The 18748-nt window shown below is 70.5% G+C and carries 15 protein-coding genes; 6 read left to right on the forward strand and 9 right to left on the reverse strand.

All coding sequences use genetic code 11. The features are described from left to right. Positions 1–86: 86 nt before the first annotated feature. Positions 87–998: a M23 family metallopeptidase gene (locus C8E87_RS46320; RefSeq protein ID WP_275408964.1), complete on the forward strand. Its 912-nt coding sequence runs from the start codon at positions 87–89 to the stop codon at positions 996–998. A gap of 192 nt (positions 999–1190) precedes the next feature. Here C8E87_RS46320 and pcrA read toward each other — a convergent pair whose 3' ends face one another. Beyond that, the gene (pcrA, locus tag C8E87_RS11780) at positions 1191–3614 is read right to left on the reverse strand and encodes a DNA helicase PcrA (protein ID WP_203720486.1); all 2424 of its coding nucleotides are present in this window, start codon (positions 3612–3614) and stop codon (positions 1191–1193) included. A gap of 135 nt (positions 3615–3749) precedes the next feature. Between pcrA and C8E87_RS11785 the strand changes: the two genes are divergently transcribed. Continuing rightward, positions 3750–5597, forward strand: a complete 1848-nt coding sequence (locus C8E87_RS11785) for a bifunctional metallophosphatase/5'-nucleotidase (protein ID WP_133873138.1) — start codon at positions 3750–3752, stop codon at positions 5595–5597. 225 nt (positions 5598–5822) lie between these two features. Further along, the gene (locus C8E87_RS11790) at positions 5823–6113 is read left to right on the forward strand and encodes a chorismate mutase (RefSeq protein ID WP_133873139.1); all 291 of its coding nucleotides are present in this window, start codon (positions 5823–5825) and stop codon (positions 6111–6113) included. A gap of 275 nt (positions 6114–6388) precedes the next feature. On the opposite strand, the gene C8E87_RS11795 is transcribed toward C8E87_RS11790, so the two are convergent. The 7 genes from C8E87_RS11795 to C8E87_RS11825 form a co-directional block, all read right to left on the reverse strand. Then, positions 6389–7372: an ABC transporter ATP-binding protein gene (locus C8E87_RS11795; RefSeq protein WP_133873140.1), complete on the reverse strand. Its 984-nt coding sequence runs from the start codon at positions 7370–7372 to the stop codon at positions 6389–6391. Further along, a complete protein-coding gene (locus C8E87_RS11800) occupies positions 7365–8393 on the reverse strand; it encodes an ABC transporter ATP-binding protein (RefSeq protein WP_133873141.1) in 1029 nt (342 codons plus the stop codon). The genes C8E87_RS11795 and C8E87_RS11800 overlap by 8 nt, the downstream gene beginning before the upstream one ends. 7 nt (positions 8394–8400) lie before the next feature. Beyond that, the gene (locus C8E87_RS11805; protein ID WP_133873142.1) at positions 8401–9339 is read right to left on the reverse strand and encodes an ABC transporter permease; all 939 of its coding nucleotides are present in this window, start codon (positions 9337–9339) and stop codon (positions 8401–8403) included. Then, the gene (locus tag C8E87_RS11810; RefSeq protein WP_133873143.1) at positions 9332–10258 is read right to left on the reverse strand and encodes an ABC transporter permease; all 927 of its coding nucleotides are present in this window, start codon (positions 10256–10258) and stop codon (positions 9332–9334) included. Before C8E87_RS11810 ends, C8E87_RS11805 begins: the two co-directional genes overlap by 8 nt. A 104-nt stretch (positions 10259–10362) precedes the next feature. Further along, entirely contained in the window at positions 10363–11997 is a 1635-nt protein-coding gene (locus C8E87_RS11815; RefSeq protein WP_166661152.1) for a peptide ABC transporter substrate-binding protein, read from the reverse strand. Between the two features lie 215 nt (positions 11998–12212). Continuing rightward, positions 12213–12881 carry a response regulator gene (locus C8E87_RS11820; protein ID WP_133873144.1) on the reverse strand — a complete coding sequence of 223 codons (669 nt, stop codon included), beginning with the start codon at positions 12879–12881 and terminating at the stop codon, positions 12213–12215. Continuing rightward, positions 12878–14134 (reverse strand): PspC domain-containing protein, encoded by a 1257-nt coding sequence (locus C8E87_RS11825; RefSeq protein WP_133873145.1) that lies wholly within the window; start codon positions 14132–14134, stop codon positions 12878–12880. Before C8E87_RS11825 ends, C8E87_RS11820 begins: the two co-directional genes overlap by 4 nt. 154 nt (positions 14135–14288) lie before the next feature. Between C8E87_RS11825 and C8E87_RS11830 the strand changes: the two genes are divergently transcribed. The 3 genes from C8E87_RS11830 to C8E87_RS11840 are packed head-to-tail and all read left to right on the forward strand — an operon-like array spanning position 14289 to position 17704. Further along, positions 14289–16073 (forward strand): PspC domain-containing protein, encoded by a 1785-nt coding sequence (locus tag C8E87_RS11830; RefSeq protein WP_133873146.1) that lies wholly within the window; start codon positions 14289–14291, stop codon positions 16071–16073. Next, positions 16070–16432, forward strand: coding sequence for a phage holin family protein (locus C8E87_RS11835; protein ID WP_133873147.1), 363 nt, complete (start codon positions 16070–16072; stop codon positions 16430–16432). Before C8E87_RS11830 ends, C8E87_RS11835 begins: the two co-directional genes overlap by 4 nt. A gap of 27 nt (positions 16433–16459) precedes the next feature. Further along, the gene (locus C8E87_RS11840) at positions 16460–17704 is read left to right on the forward strand and encodes a phosphatidylserine decarboxylase (protein WP_133873148.1); all 1245 of its coding nucleotides are present in this window, start codon (positions 16460–16462) and stop codon (positions 17702–17704) included. Between the two features lie 49 nt (positions 17705–17753). On the opposite strand, the gene C8E87_RS11845 is transcribed toward C8E87_RS11840, so the two are convergent. Continuing rightward, entirely contained in the window at positions 17754–18626 is an 873-nt protein-coding gene (locus C8E87_RS11845) for a CDP-alcohol phosphatidyltransferase family protein (RefSeq protein WP_133876774.1), read from the reverse strand. Positions 18627–18748: the final 122 nt, after the last annotated feature.

Consider the following 18748-nt stretch of genomic DNA (forward strand, 5'->3'; position numbering starts at 1 on the left):
AACCGGGCCACACCTTTCTCACAAACCGTTCAGGCAGGCCGACAGGCAGATGTCGGTGATCAGTTCTGCCTGGGAGGTCGTGCCGCGTGGCGCATCGAGACGAGACCCGTTCCGCCGGTCGCCACCGCCGGAACCAGGTCGGCCGTCACCGCGCGCCCAGCGCCGTCCCCACCCCGCTCGTGCCCTCCACAACGGCCGCCAGCACGCGCTCCGACGCGTTCTCCAACACCTTCCCCCGTACGGTCGTCCCCGGCGCGCGCTCCAGCACGTCCTCCAGCACCTTCACCCGTACGGTCGTCTCGGGCGTCTTGTCCAGCGGCCGGGGCCGGGCGGCGCTGCTGACGGCCGCGTTGAGCGCCGCCCTGGCCACGGGGATCGCCGGTGGCTCGGCCGCGGCGGCCGCCGACAAGCAGGTCGTGCCCGCGGCCGGCCTCGCGCCCGTCGAGACCATGGCCGTTCCCGCCCCGATCGTGGACGCCGGCCCGTGGAAGCCGCCGGCCGCCGGCGAGGCCGCGGCCGCGCGCGGCCGGCTCAAGGCCAAGCCGCGCGTGGTCGTCACCAAGGCCCCGGCCGCCGCCGGCTGGGTCAACCCGAACCCGTCCGGCCGCGTCACCTCGTGTTTCGGCCCCCGCTGGGGACGACTGCACGCGGGCGTCGACATGGCCGGGCCGAACGGCTCACCCATCCTCGCCGCGGGCGCCGGGGTGGTGGTCCGCGCCGGCGCGGCTCAGGGCTACGGCAACGCCGTGCTGATCGACCACGGCAACGGCTACCTCACCCATTACGGGCACATGTCGGCCATCGCCGTTCACGAGGGGCAGCGCGTCGAACCCGGCGAGCAGATCGGCGACGAGGGCTCGACAGGCCACTCCACCGGGCCGCACCTGCACTTCGAGGTGCATCAGGGCTTCTACAAGAACCCGGTCGAGCCGGTGCGCTGGCTCCACGACCGCGGTGTAACCCTGAACGGCTGCGAGGCCGCCCTCACCCCGCGCTGACCGCACACGCCCCCACCGTCGGCCGCCCAACCCGCCCGGCACCGCCGAGAGCAGGGCAGCACCGGCCAGAAAGACCACGCCGCACCGCACGACCCTCCCGGCGCCGCGCCCGAGCCGGAGCACGACCCTCCCGACCCGGCGCAACCCTCCCGGCTAGCGCATCCCAGCCCCGCACCGCGTACGGGGAAGGGGTTAGATCTTTTCGATCGGGGCGTGGCGCAGGACCAGCCACATCACCTGGTCGCCGAAGTCGATCTGGGCTCTCGCGCCGGGGCCCTGGCCCTCGACGGTGATCACGCGGCCGAGGCCGTAGCGCTGATGGTTGACCCTGTCGCCGGCCGAGACCTTGGGGGCCTGGGGCAGCTCGCTGGCCGTCGACAACCGGCTGCCGTCGATGCCCAGCCGGCTCGCCAGCTGCTGCGCCTTGGGTGTGCCGCCGGAGAAGCCACCGCCCCGGTAACGGTCTCCCCCGCCTCGCCCGCCCACACCGCCTCCGGTGCCCGACCACGACGTGTAGGAGCCGGCCGTACGCTCCCAGCGGATCAGCTCGGGCGGCAGCTCGTCGGTGAAACGCGAGGGCGGGTTGTATTGCGGCTGGCCCCACGCACCCCGGGTGACCGCGCGGGAAAGGTAGAGCCGCTGACGGGCGCGGGTGATGCCCACGTAGGCCAGGCGGCGTTCCTCTTCGAGCTCGTTGTTGTCGCCCAGCGCGCGGGTGTGCGGGAAGACGCCGTCCTCCAGGCCGGTGAGGAAGACGACCGGGAACTCCAGCCCCTTGGCCGTGTGCAGCGTCATCAGCGTGACCACACCCTGGTGGTCGGGGTCGTCGTCGGGCAGCTGATCGGCGTCGGCGACCAGCGCGACCTGCTCCAGGAAACCGGCCAGCGTGGCGACGGGGGCCTCGTCCTCGTCGGCCTGGGCCTCGACGCGTTCGGTGTACTCGCGGGCGACGCTGACCAGTTCCTGCAGGTTCTCGACCCGGCCCTGATCCTGGGGGTCGAGGCTTTCCTCCAGCTCGGAGAGCAGGCCCGAACGCTGCAGGGCCAGCTCGAGCACCTCTTCGGGAGGGGCGCCCTGGGCCAGCTCGCGCAGGTCGTCGAGCAACTGCACGAAATCGGCGATGCTGTTGGCCGACCGGGCGGCGATGCCGGGCGCGTCCTTGGCGTGGCGCAGCGCCTGGCCGAACGAGATGCGGTCGCGCGCCGAGAGCGCCTCGATGCAGGCCTCGGCCCTGTCGCCGATGCCGCGCTTGGGGGTGTTGAGCACGCGGCGGATACTCACCGTGTCGTCGTCGTTGACCACGGCTCGCAGGTAGGCCAGCGCGTCGCGCACCTCTTTGCGCTCGTAGAACCGGACACCGCCGACAACCTTGTACGGAAGGCCGACGCGGATGAACACTTCTTCGAAGACACGCGACTGCGCGTTGGTGCGATAGAAGACGGCCACGTCACCCGGGCGGATGCCCTCGCGGTCGCTCAGCCTGTCGATCTCGCGGGCGACCCAGTCGGCCTCGGCGTGCTCGGTGTCGGCGACATAACCCACGATCTGCTCGCCGGCGCCCTGATCGCTCCAGAGGCGCTTGGGCTTGCGCGAGGTGTTGCGGTCGATCACCGCGTTGGCCGCCGACAGGATCGTCTGGGTGGAGCGGTAGTTCTGCTCGAGCAGGATCGTGCGGGCGTCGGGATAGTCGCGCTCGAACTCCAGGATGTTGCGGATCGTGGCGCCGCGGAACGCGTAGATCGACTGGTCGGCGTCGCCCACCACGCACAGCTCGGCCGGGGGGACCTCGCCGCCCTTCTCGCCCACCAGTTCCTTGACCAGCATGTACTGCGCGTGGTTGGTGTCCTGGTATTCGTCGACCATGACGTGGCGGAAACGGCGACGATAGGTCTCGGCGACGTGGGGATGCGACTGGAAGAGGTGGACCGTGGTCATGATGATGTCGTCGAAATCGAGCGCGTGCGCTTCCCGGAGGCGGCGCTGATAGAGCTCGTACGCCTCGGCGACCGCACGCTCCTGCGGGCCCTTGGCCTTTTCCTTGAACTCCTCGGGCTCGACCAGCTCGTTCTTCAGGTTCGACACCTGGGCCGCCAGGCCGCGCGCGGAGTACCGCTTCGGGTCGAGGTCGAGCTCGCGGATCACCAGCGTCATGAGGCGGCGCGAGTCGTCGGCGTCGTAGATCGAGAAGGTGCTCTTGAGGCCGGCGTGCTCGTGTTCGGCCCGCAGGATCCGCACGCACGCCGAGTGGAACGTCGAGACCCACATGAGCCGGGCCCGCGGGCCGACGAGCTGGGCGACGCGCTCCTTCATCTCACCGGCGGCCTTGTTGGTGAAGGTGATCGCGATGATCTGGCCGGGGTGCACGTCGCGTTCGGCCAGCAGGTAGGCGATGCGATGGGTGAGCACACGGGTCTTGCCCGAACCGGCGCCGGCCACGATCAGCAGCGGCGAACCCGCATGGGTGACCGCGTCACGCTGCGGGCCGTTGAGGCCGGTGAGCAGCGATTCCGGATCGATCCGGGGCTGGGGGCGCCGGGGCTGCGCCGCCTCGGCCGGAGGGCGCGTGGCGGGCACGGCGAACAGGGCGCCGTCGGGGGTCTCAGAAGAAGGTCGCATCGCGGGGTGAAGTCTATGCCGACCCCCCGACAAGAATTCCGCCCCTTGCTGACCGCACGGCGGTAGCGCTCACGAGCGTCGATCCACCAGTCTGTCGTAGTTGACATCACACCGCTGATCGGGAGACCGAACAACATGGACCGTCCCCGCTTCCGCCGCCGGGCGGCGCTGCGTCACCTCGCCGCGCCCGCCCTGGCGCTGGCCATCATCGCCGGGTTGCCCCTGGGCAATTCCGCCGCCGCGGCCCCGCCGCCCGAGTTCGCGCCCGTCAGCGTCAGCTACGGGCTGCCCAAGGGCGCGACCGCCAAGGGCCAGTTCCTCAGCTACAACGACTTCCACGGCGCCATCGACCCGCCGGCAGGCAGCGGCGCGGTCGTCAACGCGTCCGGCACGTCGACCCCCGCGGGCGGCGTCGAATACCTCGCGACCTATCTGAAGAAGCTGCGCGCCCAGGCCAAGACCGAGAGCCGGACGACGCTGACCGTCGGCGCCGGCGACCTCATCGGCGCGACCCCGCTGGTCAGCGCCGCCTTCCACGACGAGCCGACGATCGAGCTGATGAACCAGGTCGGCCTGCAGATCAGCTCGGTCGGCAACCACGAGTTCGACGAAGGCGTCATCGAGCTGCTGCGCATGCAGCGCGGCGGATGCCACCCGGTCGACGGCTGCCAGGACGGCGACGGCTTCGGCGGCGCCAAGTTCACCTATCTGGCGGCGAACACCATCGACAACCGCACCAAGCTGCCGATCCTCCCGCCGATCGACATCCGGCTGGTCAACGGCGTGCCGGTCGGCTTCGTCGGCATGACGCTGGAGGGCACGGCGGGCATCGTCAACCCGGCCGGCATCAAGAACGTGCACTTCACCGACGAGATCACCACGGCCAACAAGTGGAGCAAGGTCCTCAGCGGGCTGGGCGTCAAGGCACAGGTGCTGCTCATCCACGAGGGCGGAACGCAGGCCACGGCCACGCCGACGCCGGGTGTCTCCGACTGCGCCGGCTTCACCGGGCCCATCGTGCCGATCGTGGCCGGGCTCAACCCCGAGTTCGGGGTGGTCGTCTCGGGGCACACGCACAGGTTCTACACGTGCAAGCTGCCCAACAAGAAGGGCACCTCGGTGGTCACCAGCGCCGGCACCAACGGCCAGCTGATCACCGACATCGACTGGGCGGTCGACAAGCGTACGGGTCGCTTCTCGGAGATCACCGCGAAGAACGTGGTCGTCGAGAACGGCGTGCCCGACGGCAACGGCGGCTGGAAGAGGGATGCGAACGGCGTCTACCTCAAGAACCCGGAAACCGTCGACGCGGGCGCCAAAAAGATCGCCGACAAATACCGTACGGCCGTCGCGCCGATCGCCAATCGCGTGGTGGGCCGCATCGCGGCTGACATCACCCGTACGGCGACCCCGGCCGGGGAAAGTCCGCTCGGCGACGTGATCGCGGACGCCCAATTGGCCCGTACGACCGGGGACGGCGCACAAATCGCGCTGATGAACCCGGGCGGCATCCGGGCCGACTTCGACGCCGAGGCCTCCGCCGGTGGGGAAGCGAACGGCGAGGTCACGTACGGGGAAGCCTTCACCGTGCAGCCGTTCAACAACCTCGTGGTCACCCAGACCTTCACCGGCACGCAGCTCAAGGCCGTGCTGGAACAGCAGTTCGCCGGGCACGAGGGGCAGACCACCACCAAGATCCTGCAGGTGTCGAACGGCTTCACCTACACGTGGAGCGCCTCGGCCCCGCTCGGCTCGAAGGTCTCGAACCTGGCGCTGAACGGGACGCCGATCGACCCCGCCGCCTCGTACAAGGTGACGACGAACGACTTCCTGGCCAACGGCGGCGACGGCTTCACGACGCTCACGGCGGGCACGGGACGGACCACCGCGCCAGGCTTCGACGTCGACGCGCTCGTGGCGTACCTGGGCGCGGGTGAACCGGTCGCACCCGGGCCGGCCAACCGCATCACCACGGTTTCGTGACGTCGATGTCGTCCCACGGATCGGGCGGTTTTCTTGCGGAGCCGCTCGTGACGGGGGCATACTCGGCCTCGTGATCCAGCAGACGCGATTTTTCTATGGCACCGGGAGTCCGGCTGCCGTAGGCGTCTGAACGTCAGACCTACATCGAGCCCCGGGCTTCCCAGCCCGGGGCTCGATGCTGCCCGGGCCGGGCCGACCGGGGCGCAAGCACCCGAGGAGCACGACATGACCGCCGACGTGATGGACCAGAACACCGGCGCTGGCGAGCCGCTGGCCGCCGACGAGATCCGCGCCATGCGCGAGCGGATCGACGAGATCGACCAGGCGATCATCGACCTGTGGCTGGAACGCGCCCGCCTGTCGCAAACCGTGGGCAAGACCCGCATGGCCAGCGGCGGCACCCGCTTGGTGCTGTCCCGCGAGCGCGAGATCGTCGAACGCTTCCGTCAGGCCCTGGGCGCCGACGGAGCCCAGGTCGCCCTGATGATCCTGCGCGCGGGCCGCGGCCCGCTCTAGGCGAACAACTCCTCGGGGAAAGGCACACCGAGGATCTCGAACTCCTGCCGCAGCCGGCGATCCCGACTCGGCACGGCGGGCCCGAGCCCGCGGGTTGACATAGAGGTCGGCAGTGGACGGTAGCGTCACGCCGTCGGGCAGGTCGCCGAGCGAGAGGAGGTCGAAACGGCTGAGGCCCGCGCGGCGCTCACGCAACGACCGCAGGGCCGACTGTCCCCATGCGACCAACTCGTTGCGGGCCGCGAGCAGGTCGACCGAGCTCAAAGTCTGGCAGGTCAGAACCGGCGCATGACGTCCCGGACTTCGGCGTAGTGGCAGGCGCTCGGGTGGGGTGAGCGCTGGCGGATCTCCAGCAGCGGCTCGTGTTCGGCGCAGCCGGGCTGGGCCTTCCAGCAGCGTGTGCGGAATCGGCAGCCGGACGGCGGGTCGGCCGGGGAGGGCACGTCGCCGGTGAGCATGATGTGGTCGCGGCGGCCGCGCAGGCGGGGATCGGGCACCGGGACGGCCGAGAGCAGCGCCTGCGTGTACGGGTGGGTCGGCTGGTCGTAGATCGCCACGTGGTTGCCGATCTCGACGACCTTGCCGAGGTACATGACGGCGACCCGGTCGGAGATGTGGCGTACCACCGACAGGTCGTGCGCGATGAAGATGTAGGACAGGCCGAGTTGCCGCTGCAGGCCCTCGAGCAGGTTGATCACCTGGGCCTGGATCGACACGTCGAGGGCCGAGACGGGCTCGTCGCACACGATGATCTCGGGGCGCAGGGCGAGCGCGCGGGCGATGCCGATGCGCTGGCGCTGGCCGCCGGAGAACTGGTGCGGGTAGCGGTTGATGTGGTCGGGGTTGAGGCCGACGAGGTCGAGCAGTTCCTGGACGGCGCGCTGCTTGCCGGTGTGCGGCACCGCGTCGGGGTGGATGTCGTACGGCTCGCCGATGATGTCCCCGACGGTCATCCGCGGGTTGAGCGACGTGTACGGGTCCTGCATCACCATCTGGATGTTGCGCCGGGCCCGCCGCAAGCTGCCGCCGCGGAGCGTGGCCAGGTTGTCGCCGCGCACCCGGATCTCGCCGCTGGTCGGCCGTTCCAGCCCCACCAGCAGTTTGGCCAGCGTCGATTTCCCGCAACCGGACTCCCCGACGACGCCCAGGGTCTCACCGCGGCGCAGGCTCAGATCGACCCCGTCGACCGCCCGCACCGCGCCGGTCCGGCTCTTGAAGTGTTTGATCAGTCCCCGGGTCTCCAGCACAACATCAGACACCGAGGACCTCCCGTACGAAGTGACAGCTCGCGATCCGCTGCGGCGCGATCTGATACGCGGGTGGCGGTTCCAGCCGGCAGATCTCCCGCGCGTACGCGCATCGCGGGTGGAAGGCACAGCCCCGCGGGATGTCCGTGAGCGCCGGTGGCAGGCCGCTGATCACGTTGAGCGCCCGCCCCTTGTGGTCGAGCCGCGGGATCGATTCGAGCAGGGCCTTCGTGTACGCGTGGGCCGGCCGGGCGTAGATGTCGTAGACCGGCGCCTCCTCGACGACCTTCCCGGCGTACATGATCGCGATCCGGTCGGCGACGTCGGCCACCACGCCCATGTCGTGCGTGATCAGCATCAGGCCCATGTTGCGCTGGCGCTGCAGCTCGGCCAGCAGGCTCATGATCTGGGCCTGCACCGTCACGTCGAGGGCCGTGGTGGGCTCGTCGGCGATCAGCACCTCGGGGTCGAGGGCGAGCGCCATCGCGATCATGACGCGTTGCCGCATGCCGCCGGAGAACTGGTGCGGGTAGTCGCCGACGCGGCGCCGGGCGTCCGGGATGCGTACCTGGTCGAGCAGGTCGACGGCCCGGCGCTTGGCCTCGCCGCGGGACGTGCCGCGATGCACCCGGAACAGCTCGGCCAGCTGGAACCCGACCGTGTAGACCGGGTTCAGCGCGCTCAGGGCGTCCTGGAAGATCATCGCGATGCGGTTGGCGCGCACCTTGCGCCGGTCGCTCTCGGGCAGCCGCAGCAGGTCGACGCCGCGATAGAGCACCTGCCCGCCGGTCACGTGCGCGGGCGGGGTGTCCAGGATGCCCATGATCGCTTGGGCGGTCACCGACTTCCCGCAGCCGGACTCGCCCAGCACGGCAAGCGTCTCGCCCGGGTGCAACCGCAGGTTGACGCCGTTGACCGCGCGGGCGACGCCGTCCCGGGTGCGGAACTCGACCTGCAGGTCGCGCACGTCGAGCAGCGGGGCATACGGGTCGACGCCGGGGACAGCGTCCATCCGTGCCGTGATGTCGGTCATCGGCGTCTCACCGCAGCCTCGGGTCGAAGGCGTCGCGGATGGCGTCGCCGAGCATGATGAAGGCGAGCACGGTGGCCGCCAGGAACAGCGAGGGCCACACCAGGGGGGCCGCCGCCGTACGGGCGTACGGGCCGTTCTCGGCGATCGCGAGGCCCCAGCTCACGGCGTCGCCCTTGAGGCCGACGCCGAGGTAGGACAGGGTGGCCTCGCCGGCGATGTTGACGCCGAGCAGGATGGTCAGCACGACGACGAACGGGCTGATCGCGTTGGGCAGGATGTGCCGGAGCATCAGTCGCCCGGGGCCGGCGCCGAGCATCCGCGCGGCGGCCACGTAGTCCTGGTTCTTCGCGGTCAGCACGGCCGAACGCAGGACGCGGGCGGCCGTCGTCCAGCCCAGCACCCCGAGCGTGATGGTCACCGCGAGCACGCCGTTGCTCTCCGGGTCGGCCGACAGCCTCTTGGCCAGCACGATCGCGCCGAGCAGGAACGGGATGCCGAGCACGACGTCGATGAAGCGGGACAGCAGCGCGTCGAGCCAGCCGCCGAAGTAGCCGGCGGCGAGCCCGACGACCAGCGCGATCACGCCGGCGATCAGGGTGGCGCCGACCGCGACCAGGACGGAGTCACGGGCGCCGTACACGGTCTTGGCGTAGACGTCGCAGCCCTGGAAGTCGAACCCGAAGATGGCGCCGCCGTCGGCCCCGGCGTTCTTGCGGGCGAGCAGGCAGTCGCGCGGGTCGGCCGAAGTGAACAGCGACGGCCAGGCCGCCATCGCGAGCACCACCACGACCAGCGCGGCGGCAGCCCAAAAGATCTTGCTCGTACGCAGGTCGAGCCAGGCGTCGGCGGCCAGGCTGCGCGGCCGGTCGGAGCGGCCGGCCCGGTGCGGGCGGTCGGGTGACTGTCCCGGCGCTTCAGCCGTGGTCACCGCGTTGAGGTCACTCATAGCGGATCCTGGGGTCGAGGGCGGCGTAGAGCAGGTCGACGATCAGGTTGATCACCAGGAAGACGATCACCAGAACGCTGACGAAGCCGATCACCAGCGGGCCGTCCTCACTCCGGATGGCGCGGAACAGGTTGAAGCCGACGCCGGGGATGTTGAACACGCCCTCGGTCACGATCGCGCCGGACATCAGCACGCCGATGTCAACGCCGATCAGGGTGATCACCGGGATCATCGAGTTGCGCAGCACGTGCACGCCGATCACCCGCTTGGGGGCGAGGCCCTTCGCCCGGGCCGTACGCACGTAGTCGGCCCGCAGGTTCTCGGCCACCGACGAACGGGTCACCCGCAGCTCGGTCGCGACCACCAGGCTGCCCAGCACCAGGGCCGGCAGCAGCAGCTCGTACAGGCCGGCGTCGCGTCCGGAGGTCACCGGGAACCAGCCGAGCTGGATGCCGAGGACGAGCTGGGCCATCGGGGCGAGGACCACGATCGGCAGGGCCAGCACGACCAGGGTCAGCACCAGGGTGACGGTGTCGAACGCGCCGCCGCGCCTGATGCCGGAGAGCACACCGGCCCCGACGGCGATCACGGCCGCGATGACGATCGAGAGCAGCGCCAGCTTGATGGTGACGGGCCAGGCCTGCGCCAGCATGTCGCCGATCGGGCGGCCGGTCATCGACTCGCCGAGGTCGCCGGTGAGCAGGCCTTTCAGGTAATGCCAGTACTGCGTGAAGAAACCGTCGCCGAGGTGGAAACGGGCCTCGAGCGTGGCGCGCTGGATGTCGGAGATGGGACGGTCACCGACCAGCACCTGATAGGGATCGTCGACGTAGGCGAACAGCAGGGCGTAGACGACGAACGTCGCTCCGAAGAAGGTGATGACCATCTGGAGCAGACGCCGCACGATGTAGCGGAACATGTGGTGAAGCCTTTTGGGCGAGGGGCACGAGGACGGGCACGAAGCGGTGGCGCCACGGTTTCACCTTCAACCGTGGCGCCACCAGTGTTCGAGTGGTCAGAAATCTAGGACGCGATGTCGACGGAATAGATGTCGACCTTCGAGTAGAGGTCCATCGTCACGTCGGTGACCCGCTCCGACCAGCCGAAGACGTTCTGCCCGAACCGCAGCGGCAGCACCGGCATGTCCCGTACGAGCTGGTTCTCGGCCTCGTTCCAGAGCTGTTCGGCCTGCTTGGTGTTGTTCGCGACCGAGCCCTGACGCACCAGGCTGTCGAACGTGCTGTTCTTGTAGCCGTAGTAGTTCGACGAGCCGTCGCTGGTGTAGAGCGGGCCGAGGTAGTTCTCCATCAGCGGGTAGTCCATCGACCAGCCCAGCCGGATCAGGCCGATGTCCTCGCCCGCCGACGCCTTGGCGATCACGTCACGCAGCTTGGGCAGGCCCGAGCCGGTGCAGTTGATCGCGAGGGACGCCTTGATCTGGTTGCACATCGCGTCGATCCAGGCCTTGTGCCCGCCGTCCACGTTGTACGTGATCTTGATGTCGCGGGGCCCGTTGGCCGCGGTGTAGAGCTGCTTGGCCCGGGTCGGGTTGTACTCGCACCACTGGCCGCAGCTGTTGGACCGGGCGCCCTCGACGGCCGGCGACACGAACGAGGTGGCCGGTTTCTCGGACCCCAGGAAGATCTGGTCGGTCATCTCCTCGCGGTTGATCGCCATGGAGATCGCGCGCCGGACGTTCACGTTCTTGTACTTGTCGAGGTACATCGGGAAGCCGACGAAGGAGAACGACGAGCTGTCGGAACGGCCGAGACGGTCGCCGAGGTCGCCGGAGGCCGACGCCAGGTTCTCGATCGGGATCGTCGTCTGAATGTCGAGGTTACCCGCGATCAGGTCGGCGTACTGGGCGCCGAGCTCCTGATAGATCTTCCAAGTGATGCCGTTGACCTTGGGGATCGTGCCCTTGAAGTCGGCGACCTTCTCTACGACGATCTTGTCGTCGTGCTGCCAGGTGCCCTTCATCTTGAACGGGCCGTTGCCGATCGGTGCCTCGCCGAAGTCCTTGTTGAGCACGCCGTCGCTGGAGAAGGCTGCCTTGGGCAGCGGGTAGAAGGCGTCGTAGCCCATCACGGCCATCCAGCCCGCGAACGGCTCCGACAGCGTCACGGTGAAGGTCAGGTTGTTGACCTTCTTGAGCCCGCGCAGCTTGTCGGCCTGGGGTTGGGGCGCCTTTTCGGGGCCGTCGCCGTCGGGGTCCTCCGACTGCAGCTCGGCGAAGCCGTCGATGCGGCTGTAGAAGTAGGAGGCGGCCTGCCCGTTCGGGCCGTACGCACCGTAGTTCCAGGCGTCGATGTAGTTGTCCGCGGTGACCGGCTCACCGTTGCTGAAGGTGAAACCCGGTTTGAGGCGTACGGTCCAGACCTTGTTCGACTTGTCGTGCGTGATCGACTGGGCGGCGACCATGTACGGCTTGTTGGTCGGGTCGAACCGGACAAGCGGGTAGAACAGCGACGCCAGCACCTGAGAGGCGTTCACCTGGACCGCGTTCGACGGGATCAGACTCGGAGGCTCGCCGATACCGATGCTGATGCTGTTGGGCAGGACCTCGGTGTCATCCGAGCTGCTGCCACTGCAACCGGCCGCCAGCAAGGCGATGACAGCCGTTATGGCCACCATCTTCCACGGGCTTTTCCCAGGCATGTGGGGGGTGCCTCCTTCAGGGCGCTCACGGGGGTCGTGTGAGACGCCAGCAACTGTGACACAGAGCCAACGACAGCCCGAGCCCCGTTATCAAGCCGATACTCGCCGGTAAGCGGTTGGACGCTTTTTCCTCGGCGTGTTTTATGGCCCTGAGCAGCAACGATGTCGGTGAGTGCAGGAGTCGCGACCCACCGCAGCGTTGGGATTAGGGCCGATCAGACGAGGCGTCGATCAGCCGCCCATCGTGACAATTCGTAACGGTTGCTCATCTGCAGTTTGCGCAGGACGTTGGAGACGTGGGTCTCCACGGTCTTGATCGAGATGAACAGTTCCTTCGCGATTTCCTTGTACGCGTAACCGCGCGCGAGCAGGCGCAACACCTCGCGCTCGCGATTGGTGAGCTGGTCGAGCTCGGGGTCGGCCACCGGCACGTCGGGGCGGGAGGCGAACGCGTCGAGCACGAAGCCGGCAAGCCGGGGGCTGAACACCGCATCGCCGTCGGCCACCCGGCGGATCGCCGCGGCCAGCTCGTCGGGCGAGATGGTCTTGGTCACGTAGCCCCGGGCGCCCGCCCGGATCAGGCCGATGACGTCCTCGGCGGCGTCGGAGACCGAGAGCGCCAGGAACTTCACGTGCGGGTGGCTGCGGCGCATCGCGTCGAGCACCGCACGGCCGCCGCCGTCGGGCATGTGCACGTCGAGGAGCACGACGTCCGGCTCGATGGCGGCGATCTTGCTGACCGCCTCGGCCACCGAGCTCGCCTCGCCCACGACCTCGACATGGGCCCCCAGCTCGGCGCGGACGCCGGCCCGGAACATCGCGTGGTCGTCGACCAGGAAGACGGTGAGCCGCCGCTCGGTCTCGGTGCCCTGTGGCTCGGTCATCGTGCTGCCTCCTTAGCGGCCGACACGCTCTCCCGGGACGCGGGGAGGGTCAGCCGTACCTCCGTGCCGTCGCCGGGAGCGCTGCGGATCTCCGCCTTGCCTCCGTGACGCTGCATACGCCCGATGATGGAGCCTCGCACGCCGTGCCGGGACTCCTTCACACCGGCCATCTCGAAACCGGCGCCGCGGTCACGCACGAACACGCTCAGCTCGCTCTCCTCGACCTCGGCGTAGAGCGAAACGGTCGACACCCCGGCGTGACGGGCCGCGTTGACCAGCGCCTCACGGGCTGCCGCGACCAGGGCCGCCACCCGCTCGTCGCACTCGGTGTCGCCCACCACGACCGTCTCGACACTGATCGCGTACGTGTCCTCGACCTCGGCCGCCGCCTGCTCGAGGGCCGCGGCGAAACGCTCGGTCGGCGAGGCGGCCGGCTTGTAGAGCCAGTTGCGCAGGCTGCGCTCCTGGCCCCGGGCGAGCCGCTGCACCTCTTTGATGTCGGCCGAGTTGCGCTGGATCAGGGCGAGCGTGTGCAGCACCTGGTCGTGGATCATGGCGGCAAGCTCGGCGCGTTCCTGCTCGCGGATGCGGCCCTCACGCTCGGCCCGCAGCTGGTTGAACATGCGCCACAGCAGCGGCGCGGCCACCACCCCGACACCGAGCAGGCCGACCAGCGCGAAGATCACCCCGTTGATCACGGCGGTCAGGCTGCCGGCCGGGGCGTAGACGGCGACGACGCCGATGATGCCGGTGGCGACCAGCACCCCGCCGCCGATGAAGCGGAACAGGAAGAAGCGGCGGTCGCTCTCGGCCACCACGGCGGCCAGCCAGGGCTGCTGTGGCACGGCGCCGCCGAGGTGACGGCGCGTGGGGTCGGACTGATGCCAGATGATGCCGGCGCCGACCGCGACCACCGCGATGAGCCAGCCGACCGTTCCGGCGACGCTGTCCTGGAAGACCAGCGACTGCAGCAGCACGACACCCAGGCCGATGGCGCCGAACGGCAACAGCATGGCCAGGTCGCGGCGCTGGGGCGGGTCGGCCGTGACGACCTGCTGCGGGAGCACGGCCCAGAAGGCGGCGTACAGGAGCAGGCCGAGGCCGTTGAAGCCGAGCAGCACCACCAGCGCGATGCGCACGACCAGCACGGGAACGCCCAGGTGCTGTGCCAGGCCGGAGGCGACGCCCGCGACGATGCGGTGGTCGCGCGGCCGGTACAGCCGGCGTGGCGGCGGGTTGACGGCGGTGGTGATGGCTCCTCCTCGGTTGTGTCCCCCCGATCGTCACACGTTCGGGCGGCTCGGACCACGGGGAACAACCCCCGGTATCCGGGTGCCAGGATCTCAGGGTGGTCTCAGGGTCGCCGCCCGAGGCGGTTCGGGTGTCCGCACGACGAGGATCGGTGTCATGAACGACGAAGCTGCCGAGTCGCGGGGCCCGTCCCGTCCTTCGCAGGACGTGCCGGCGTCCGCCGCCGACGCACCCACCCCGCCGGCGACTTCAACGCCGGCTCCAGACGAGACCCAGGCCACCCCGGAGGCCCCGGCCACCGCGGAAATGCCGGCGCCGGTGGAGACGCCGGCCACCGTGGAAATGCCGGCCACGGAAACGGCGCCGGCCACCGTGGAAATGTCGGACAGGGAAACGGCGCAGGCTGCGGAAACGGCGCAGGCTGCGGAAACGGCGGCCTCGGCCGGGACGGCGGCCGGCTCCGACGAGCCGCCCACGGCCGACCTGCGCACCGAGGCCGTGCCGGACGACCCCCAGCCCGAGACCGGCCCGAGGGCACAGCCCGGCGCCGGTGATCCGCCGCCGTGGTTCCCGCCGGCCGGCGACCCCCACGCGGGTCCCTTCTTCTCCCGCGACGCCTTCTCCCGCGAAAAGCTGGTGCGCCCCCGCCAGGGCCGCTACGTCGCCGGCGTCTGCGGCGCCCTGGCCCGGGCCACCAACACCGACCCGGTCCTGTGGCGGGTGCTGCTGGCCGTGCTGGGCCTGCTCAGCGGGGTCGGCGTGCTGCTCTACCTGATCGGCTGGCTGGTCATGCCGGCCGAGGGCGACACCGCCTCGCCGATCGAGTCGCTGCTCGGCAAGGGTCGCGCCGGGATGGCGCCGGCCTCGGTGGTGCTGCTCGGCGGCGCGGCCGTGCTCACCTTCGCCTTCATCGTGCAGGACGGGGTGCGCGCGAGCCTGCTGGCCTGCGCGGTCATCGTCGGCGCGATCCTGCTGATCAAGCGCACCGGGACACCGCAGCAAGGGGGGCCGGCCGGCACGTTTCCGGGCGCCGGGCAGCCCCCGACCGCCCCGCCCGCGACCCCGCCCGGCCCGTTCGAGCCGACCGCGTTCGACAAGACAGCCCAGTTCGGGGCGGTTCCCCCTCCGCCCGGTCCGGCGCCCGCGACCGCACCGCCCACGCAGCCGGTAGGCACGCCCTCGGCGCCCCCGCCGCCCCCGCCGTACGCGCCGCCCACCAGCGGTTACCGGCCTCCGTTCGCGCCGCACGGCCCGTACGCCCGGCCCACGCCGGTCACATACCCGCCGGCGCCCCCGGCCCCGCCCGTCCCGCCGCTGCGGGTCAAGCCGCCGAAGCCGCCGCGCGAACGTTCCAAGCTGGGGCGGCTCACGTTCTTCGCCGCGCTCATGGTGATCGGCGTGATCGCCGCGATCGACACGGCCGGCGCGAGTGTCGCCGTCTCGGTGTACTTCGCGGGCGCCCTGATCACCGTGGCGCTCGGCTTGATCGTCGGCGCCTGGCTGGGCCGGGCCCGCGGGCTGATCGCGCTGGGCATCCTGCTCTCGATCGGCCTGATGATCTCGACCGGCGCCGAGCGCTGGGGCGGTGAGGTCGGCAACAGCGTCTACCGTCCGGTGTCCCCGGCCGCCGTGGCCGACCGGTACGACTTCACCGCCGGCAGCGCCACGCTCGACCTCCGTCAGGTGAACTTCACCGGGCAGGAGCAGAACGTGGTCGTCACCATGAAGTTCGGGCAGATCCGCGTGCTGCTGCCCGAGAACGTCGACACCACGGCGCTGATGCAGGTCAAGAACGGCCGGGCCGTGATCTTCGGCAAGGAGTTCCAGGACGGCGAGATCAACGGCGAGAGCCTGACCGACCTCGGGCGCGACGGCGCCGGCGGTGGCACCCTGAAGCTGGACCTGCAGATGGACACGGGCAACGTGGAGGTCATCCGATGAAGCCGCATCGCATGGACGGCGTCTCGCTCAGCTTCGGCGTCCTGTTCCTGCTGGTCGCCGCATGGTGGGCGGTGTCACAGGTGATCACCGTCCACCTGCCCGCGGTGGGCTGGCTGGTCGCCGGGGGCCTGATCGTCTTCGGGGTGATCGGGCTGCTGGGCGCCCTGCGTTCGGCCCGCACCCCGGCCGAGCCGGTCTCGGTCCCGGCGACCGTCGAGCGTCCGGCCGAGCCGGAGCTGCCCGGCGACCTGACCCCCGAGATGCACGCCTCGATCGTTCAGGAGCTGATGGACAACTCGGTGGACCGGATCACCAAGGAGCATCCGAACCTGGCATCGGAGCAGCCCCGCAAGGATTGACCGGGGCGGCGCAATAAACTCGTCGTCATGACTCCGTTCCCCGCCGTGTCCCAAGCACCGATCGTCGGAGTCGGCGCCACGGCCGCCCGCGCCCTCACCGCCGAGTTCGCCCGCCACAACGCGGCCACCACCGCGATCGTGGCGGGCGCCGACCATTCCTCGCCCGTGGTGGCGAGCGCGGTCGAGGCCCTGCTGCCCGGCGACCGGCTCACCCTGGTCGCCGGCGAGCGCAGCACGGCCGATCTGCTGCGTGATCACATCTCCGGGCTGGGCAGCTGGATCGCCGACCGGGTGCAGGTGGTCGAGACGCTCGACGAGGCCGGCCAGGCCGACGTGGTGATCGTCGGCGAGCCGCTCACCGGCACCGCCTCCGACGTGCGTGACCTGCTCGATCGGATGGGCAAGCACCTCACCGACGGCGGCGTGGTCACGCTGGCCGTCCCGGCCACCCCGGGTCGCACCGGCGGGGCCGCGGCCGAGATGTTCCGGCAGAGCGCGCTCTTCGGCGTCGGCTCCGACCTGGTGGTTCGCAACCAGCCGCCGCTGCGCGTGCACAAGCTGCGGTTCACCGCGGCCGATGTACGGGTTGCGGCCACGCTGGCCCCGGCCTATCGCCCGTCCAGCGTGCCGTTGACGCGGACCATGCACATCGACTCCAACGGCGTGGCCGCCGCCGGCATCGCGCTGGGCCTGGCCGCCGCGGCCCGCATCGCCCGGCCCAAGTCGAAGCTCTGGCTGCTGCCCGCGCTGGCCGCGGCCCCGGTCGCCGCGTTCTTCCGCGACCCCGAGCGGGACCTGCCGGACGACCCGCGGGCCGTGGTGGCGGCGGCCGACGGGCGGGTGCTGTCGATCGAGCGGATGACCGACGAGCGGTTCGGCCCGGGCGAGTTCCTGCGCATCGCCGTGTTCCTGTCGGTGCTCGACGTGCACGTCAACCGGGTGCCGGTGGCCGGGCGCGTCACCGACTACTTCGTCGAGGACGGCGGCTACGCGAACGCGATGACCGCCGCCGCCGAACACAACGTCGCCGCGTACACGGTCCTCGACACCGACCACGGCACGGTGGCAGTCGCCCAGCGCACGGGGTTGATCGCCCGCCGCATCGTCCAGCGGGTCCCGGTCGGCACCCTGGTGGCCCGCGGCGAACGCATGGGCCTGATCCGCTTCGGCTCCCGCACCGACGTCTACCTCCCCGCCGACAAGGCGGACCCCCAGGTCAGCGTCAACGAAAAGGTAGTAGGCGGCTCCTCGGTAATCGCCCGCTGGCGCTGACCGACGTCGAACGGCCGCCCCTTCGGGGACGGCCGTTCGACAGGCAGAACTAGACGCGCTTGGCGCGGGCCCACATGATCGGGCCGCTCACCAGGTAGACCGCGACCAGCATGACGAAGGTCAGCCGGGCGTCGACCAGGGCGCCGACCACCGGGAGCAGCCAGAACCAGGCCGGCAGCTTGACCAGGCGAGCGAGTTTCGCGTACGGGAAGCTTGAGACCATCGCGAACGCCAGCAGCGCCACCCCGCCCAGGATGACCACGCCGGGCAGCGGCAGGTCGATCAGCACGGTGAGCGCGAGCACGGCCGCGACCAGTGTCGTCGGCACGCCGCTGAAGAACCGGCCGTCCTTGGGCGAGACGTTGAAGCGGGCCAGGCGGATCGCGGCACAGCCGGCGACCAGCATGCACGCCACCGCGGCGGCCGGGGTCGGCACGGTGTGGGCCAGCGAGGCGTAGACCACCACGGGCGCGGCCAGGCCGAACGAGCACATGTCGGCCAGCGAGTCCATCTGGGCGCCGAACGGGCTGGACACGCCCAGTTTGCGGGCGAGAGCGCCGTCGAGACCGTCGAAGGCCACGCAGGCGACCAGGAAGGCGGCGGCGAGGCGAACCTCGTCGTGCATCGCCAGCACGATGGCCAGCATGCCCAGGGCCAGGCTGGCCAGGGTGCACGCGTTGACGACGGCGAAGCGGAACCGGCGGGCCGCGGTGTGCTCGCCGGGAAGAAGCGAGGAGCTCTCGGCGGCCGGCTCGGCGGGCGCCGGGATGGCCAGGTGGGGAGCGACGGGAACGAGGGACCGGCCTGGGTCGACTCCGGTGTAGATGACCTCGGCACGGGTCGCGGTGGCGGCGCGGCCGGAGTTCCGGCCACCCACCCGCACCATCAGGGCCTGCCGCGCGATGGTTCCGCTGCGGCGCAGACGACCTGCCCAACGACGACCAGCGGGACGGGGGCTGTCCGTCGTCCGACGCCGGCGCCAAGGGGTTCTCGGCACGTGCTTCCTCCATGGGATCGGTGGGCCACCGACTGTCGCGGTGGGTT

It is taken from the genome of Paractinoplanes brasiliensis (assembly GCF_004362215.1).
Lineage (GTDB): Bacteria > Actinomycetota > Actinomycetes > Mycobacteriales > Micromonosporaceae > Actinoplanes > Actinoplanes brasiliensis.

What these genes read in the sequence shown, in the direction of transcription:
- pcrA (WP_203720486.1), bottom strand. Translation starts at nt 3,614, where the DNA reads ATGCGACCTTCTTCTGAGACCCCCGACGGCGCCCTGTTCGCCGTGCCC.
- C8E87_RS11785 (WP_133873138.1), top strand. Translation starts at nt 3,750, where the DNA reads ATGGACCGTCCCCGCTTCCGCCGCCGGGCGGCGCTGCGTCACCTCGCC.
- C8E87_RS11790 (WP_133873139.1), top strand. Translation starts at nt 5,823, where the DNA reads ATGACCGCCGACGTGATGGACCAGAACACCGGCGCTGGCGAGCCGCTG.
- C8E87_RS11800 (WP_133873141.1), bottom strand. Translation starts at nt 8,393, where the DNA reads ATGACCGACATCACGGCACGGATGGACGCTGTCCCCGGCGTCGACCCG.
- C8E87_RS11805 (WP_133873142.1), bottom strand. Translation starts at nt 9,339, where the DNA reads ATGAGTGACCTCAACGCGGTGACCACGGCTGAAGCGCCGGGACAGTCA.
- C8E87_RS11810 (WP_133873143.1), bottom strand. Translation starts at nt 10,258, where the DNA reads ATGTTCCGCTACATCGTGCGGCGTCTGCTCCAGATGGTCATCACCTTC.
- C8E87_RS11815 (WP_166661152.1), bottom strand. Translation starts at nt 11,997, where the DNA reads ATGCCTGGGAAAAGCCCGTGGAAGATGGTGGCCATAACGGCTGTCATC.
- C8E87_RS11820 (WP_133873144.1), bottom strand. Translation starts at nt 12,881, where the DNA reads ATGACCGAGCCACAGGGCACCGAGACCGAGCGGCGGCTCACCGTCTTC.
- C8E87_RS11830 (WP_133873146.1), top strand. Translation starts at nt 14,289, where the DNA reads ATGAACGACGAAGCTGCCGAGTCGCGGGGCCCGTCCCGTCCTTCGCAG.
- C8E87_RS11835 (WP_133873147.1), top strand. Translation starts at nt 16,070, where the DNA reads ATGAAGCCGCATCGCATGGACGGCGTCTCGCTCAGCTTCGGCGTCCTG.
- C8E87_RS11840 (WP_133873148.1), top strand. Translation starts at nt 16,460, where the DNA reads ATGACTCCGTTCCCCGCCGTGTCCCAAGCACCGATCGTCGGAGTCGGC.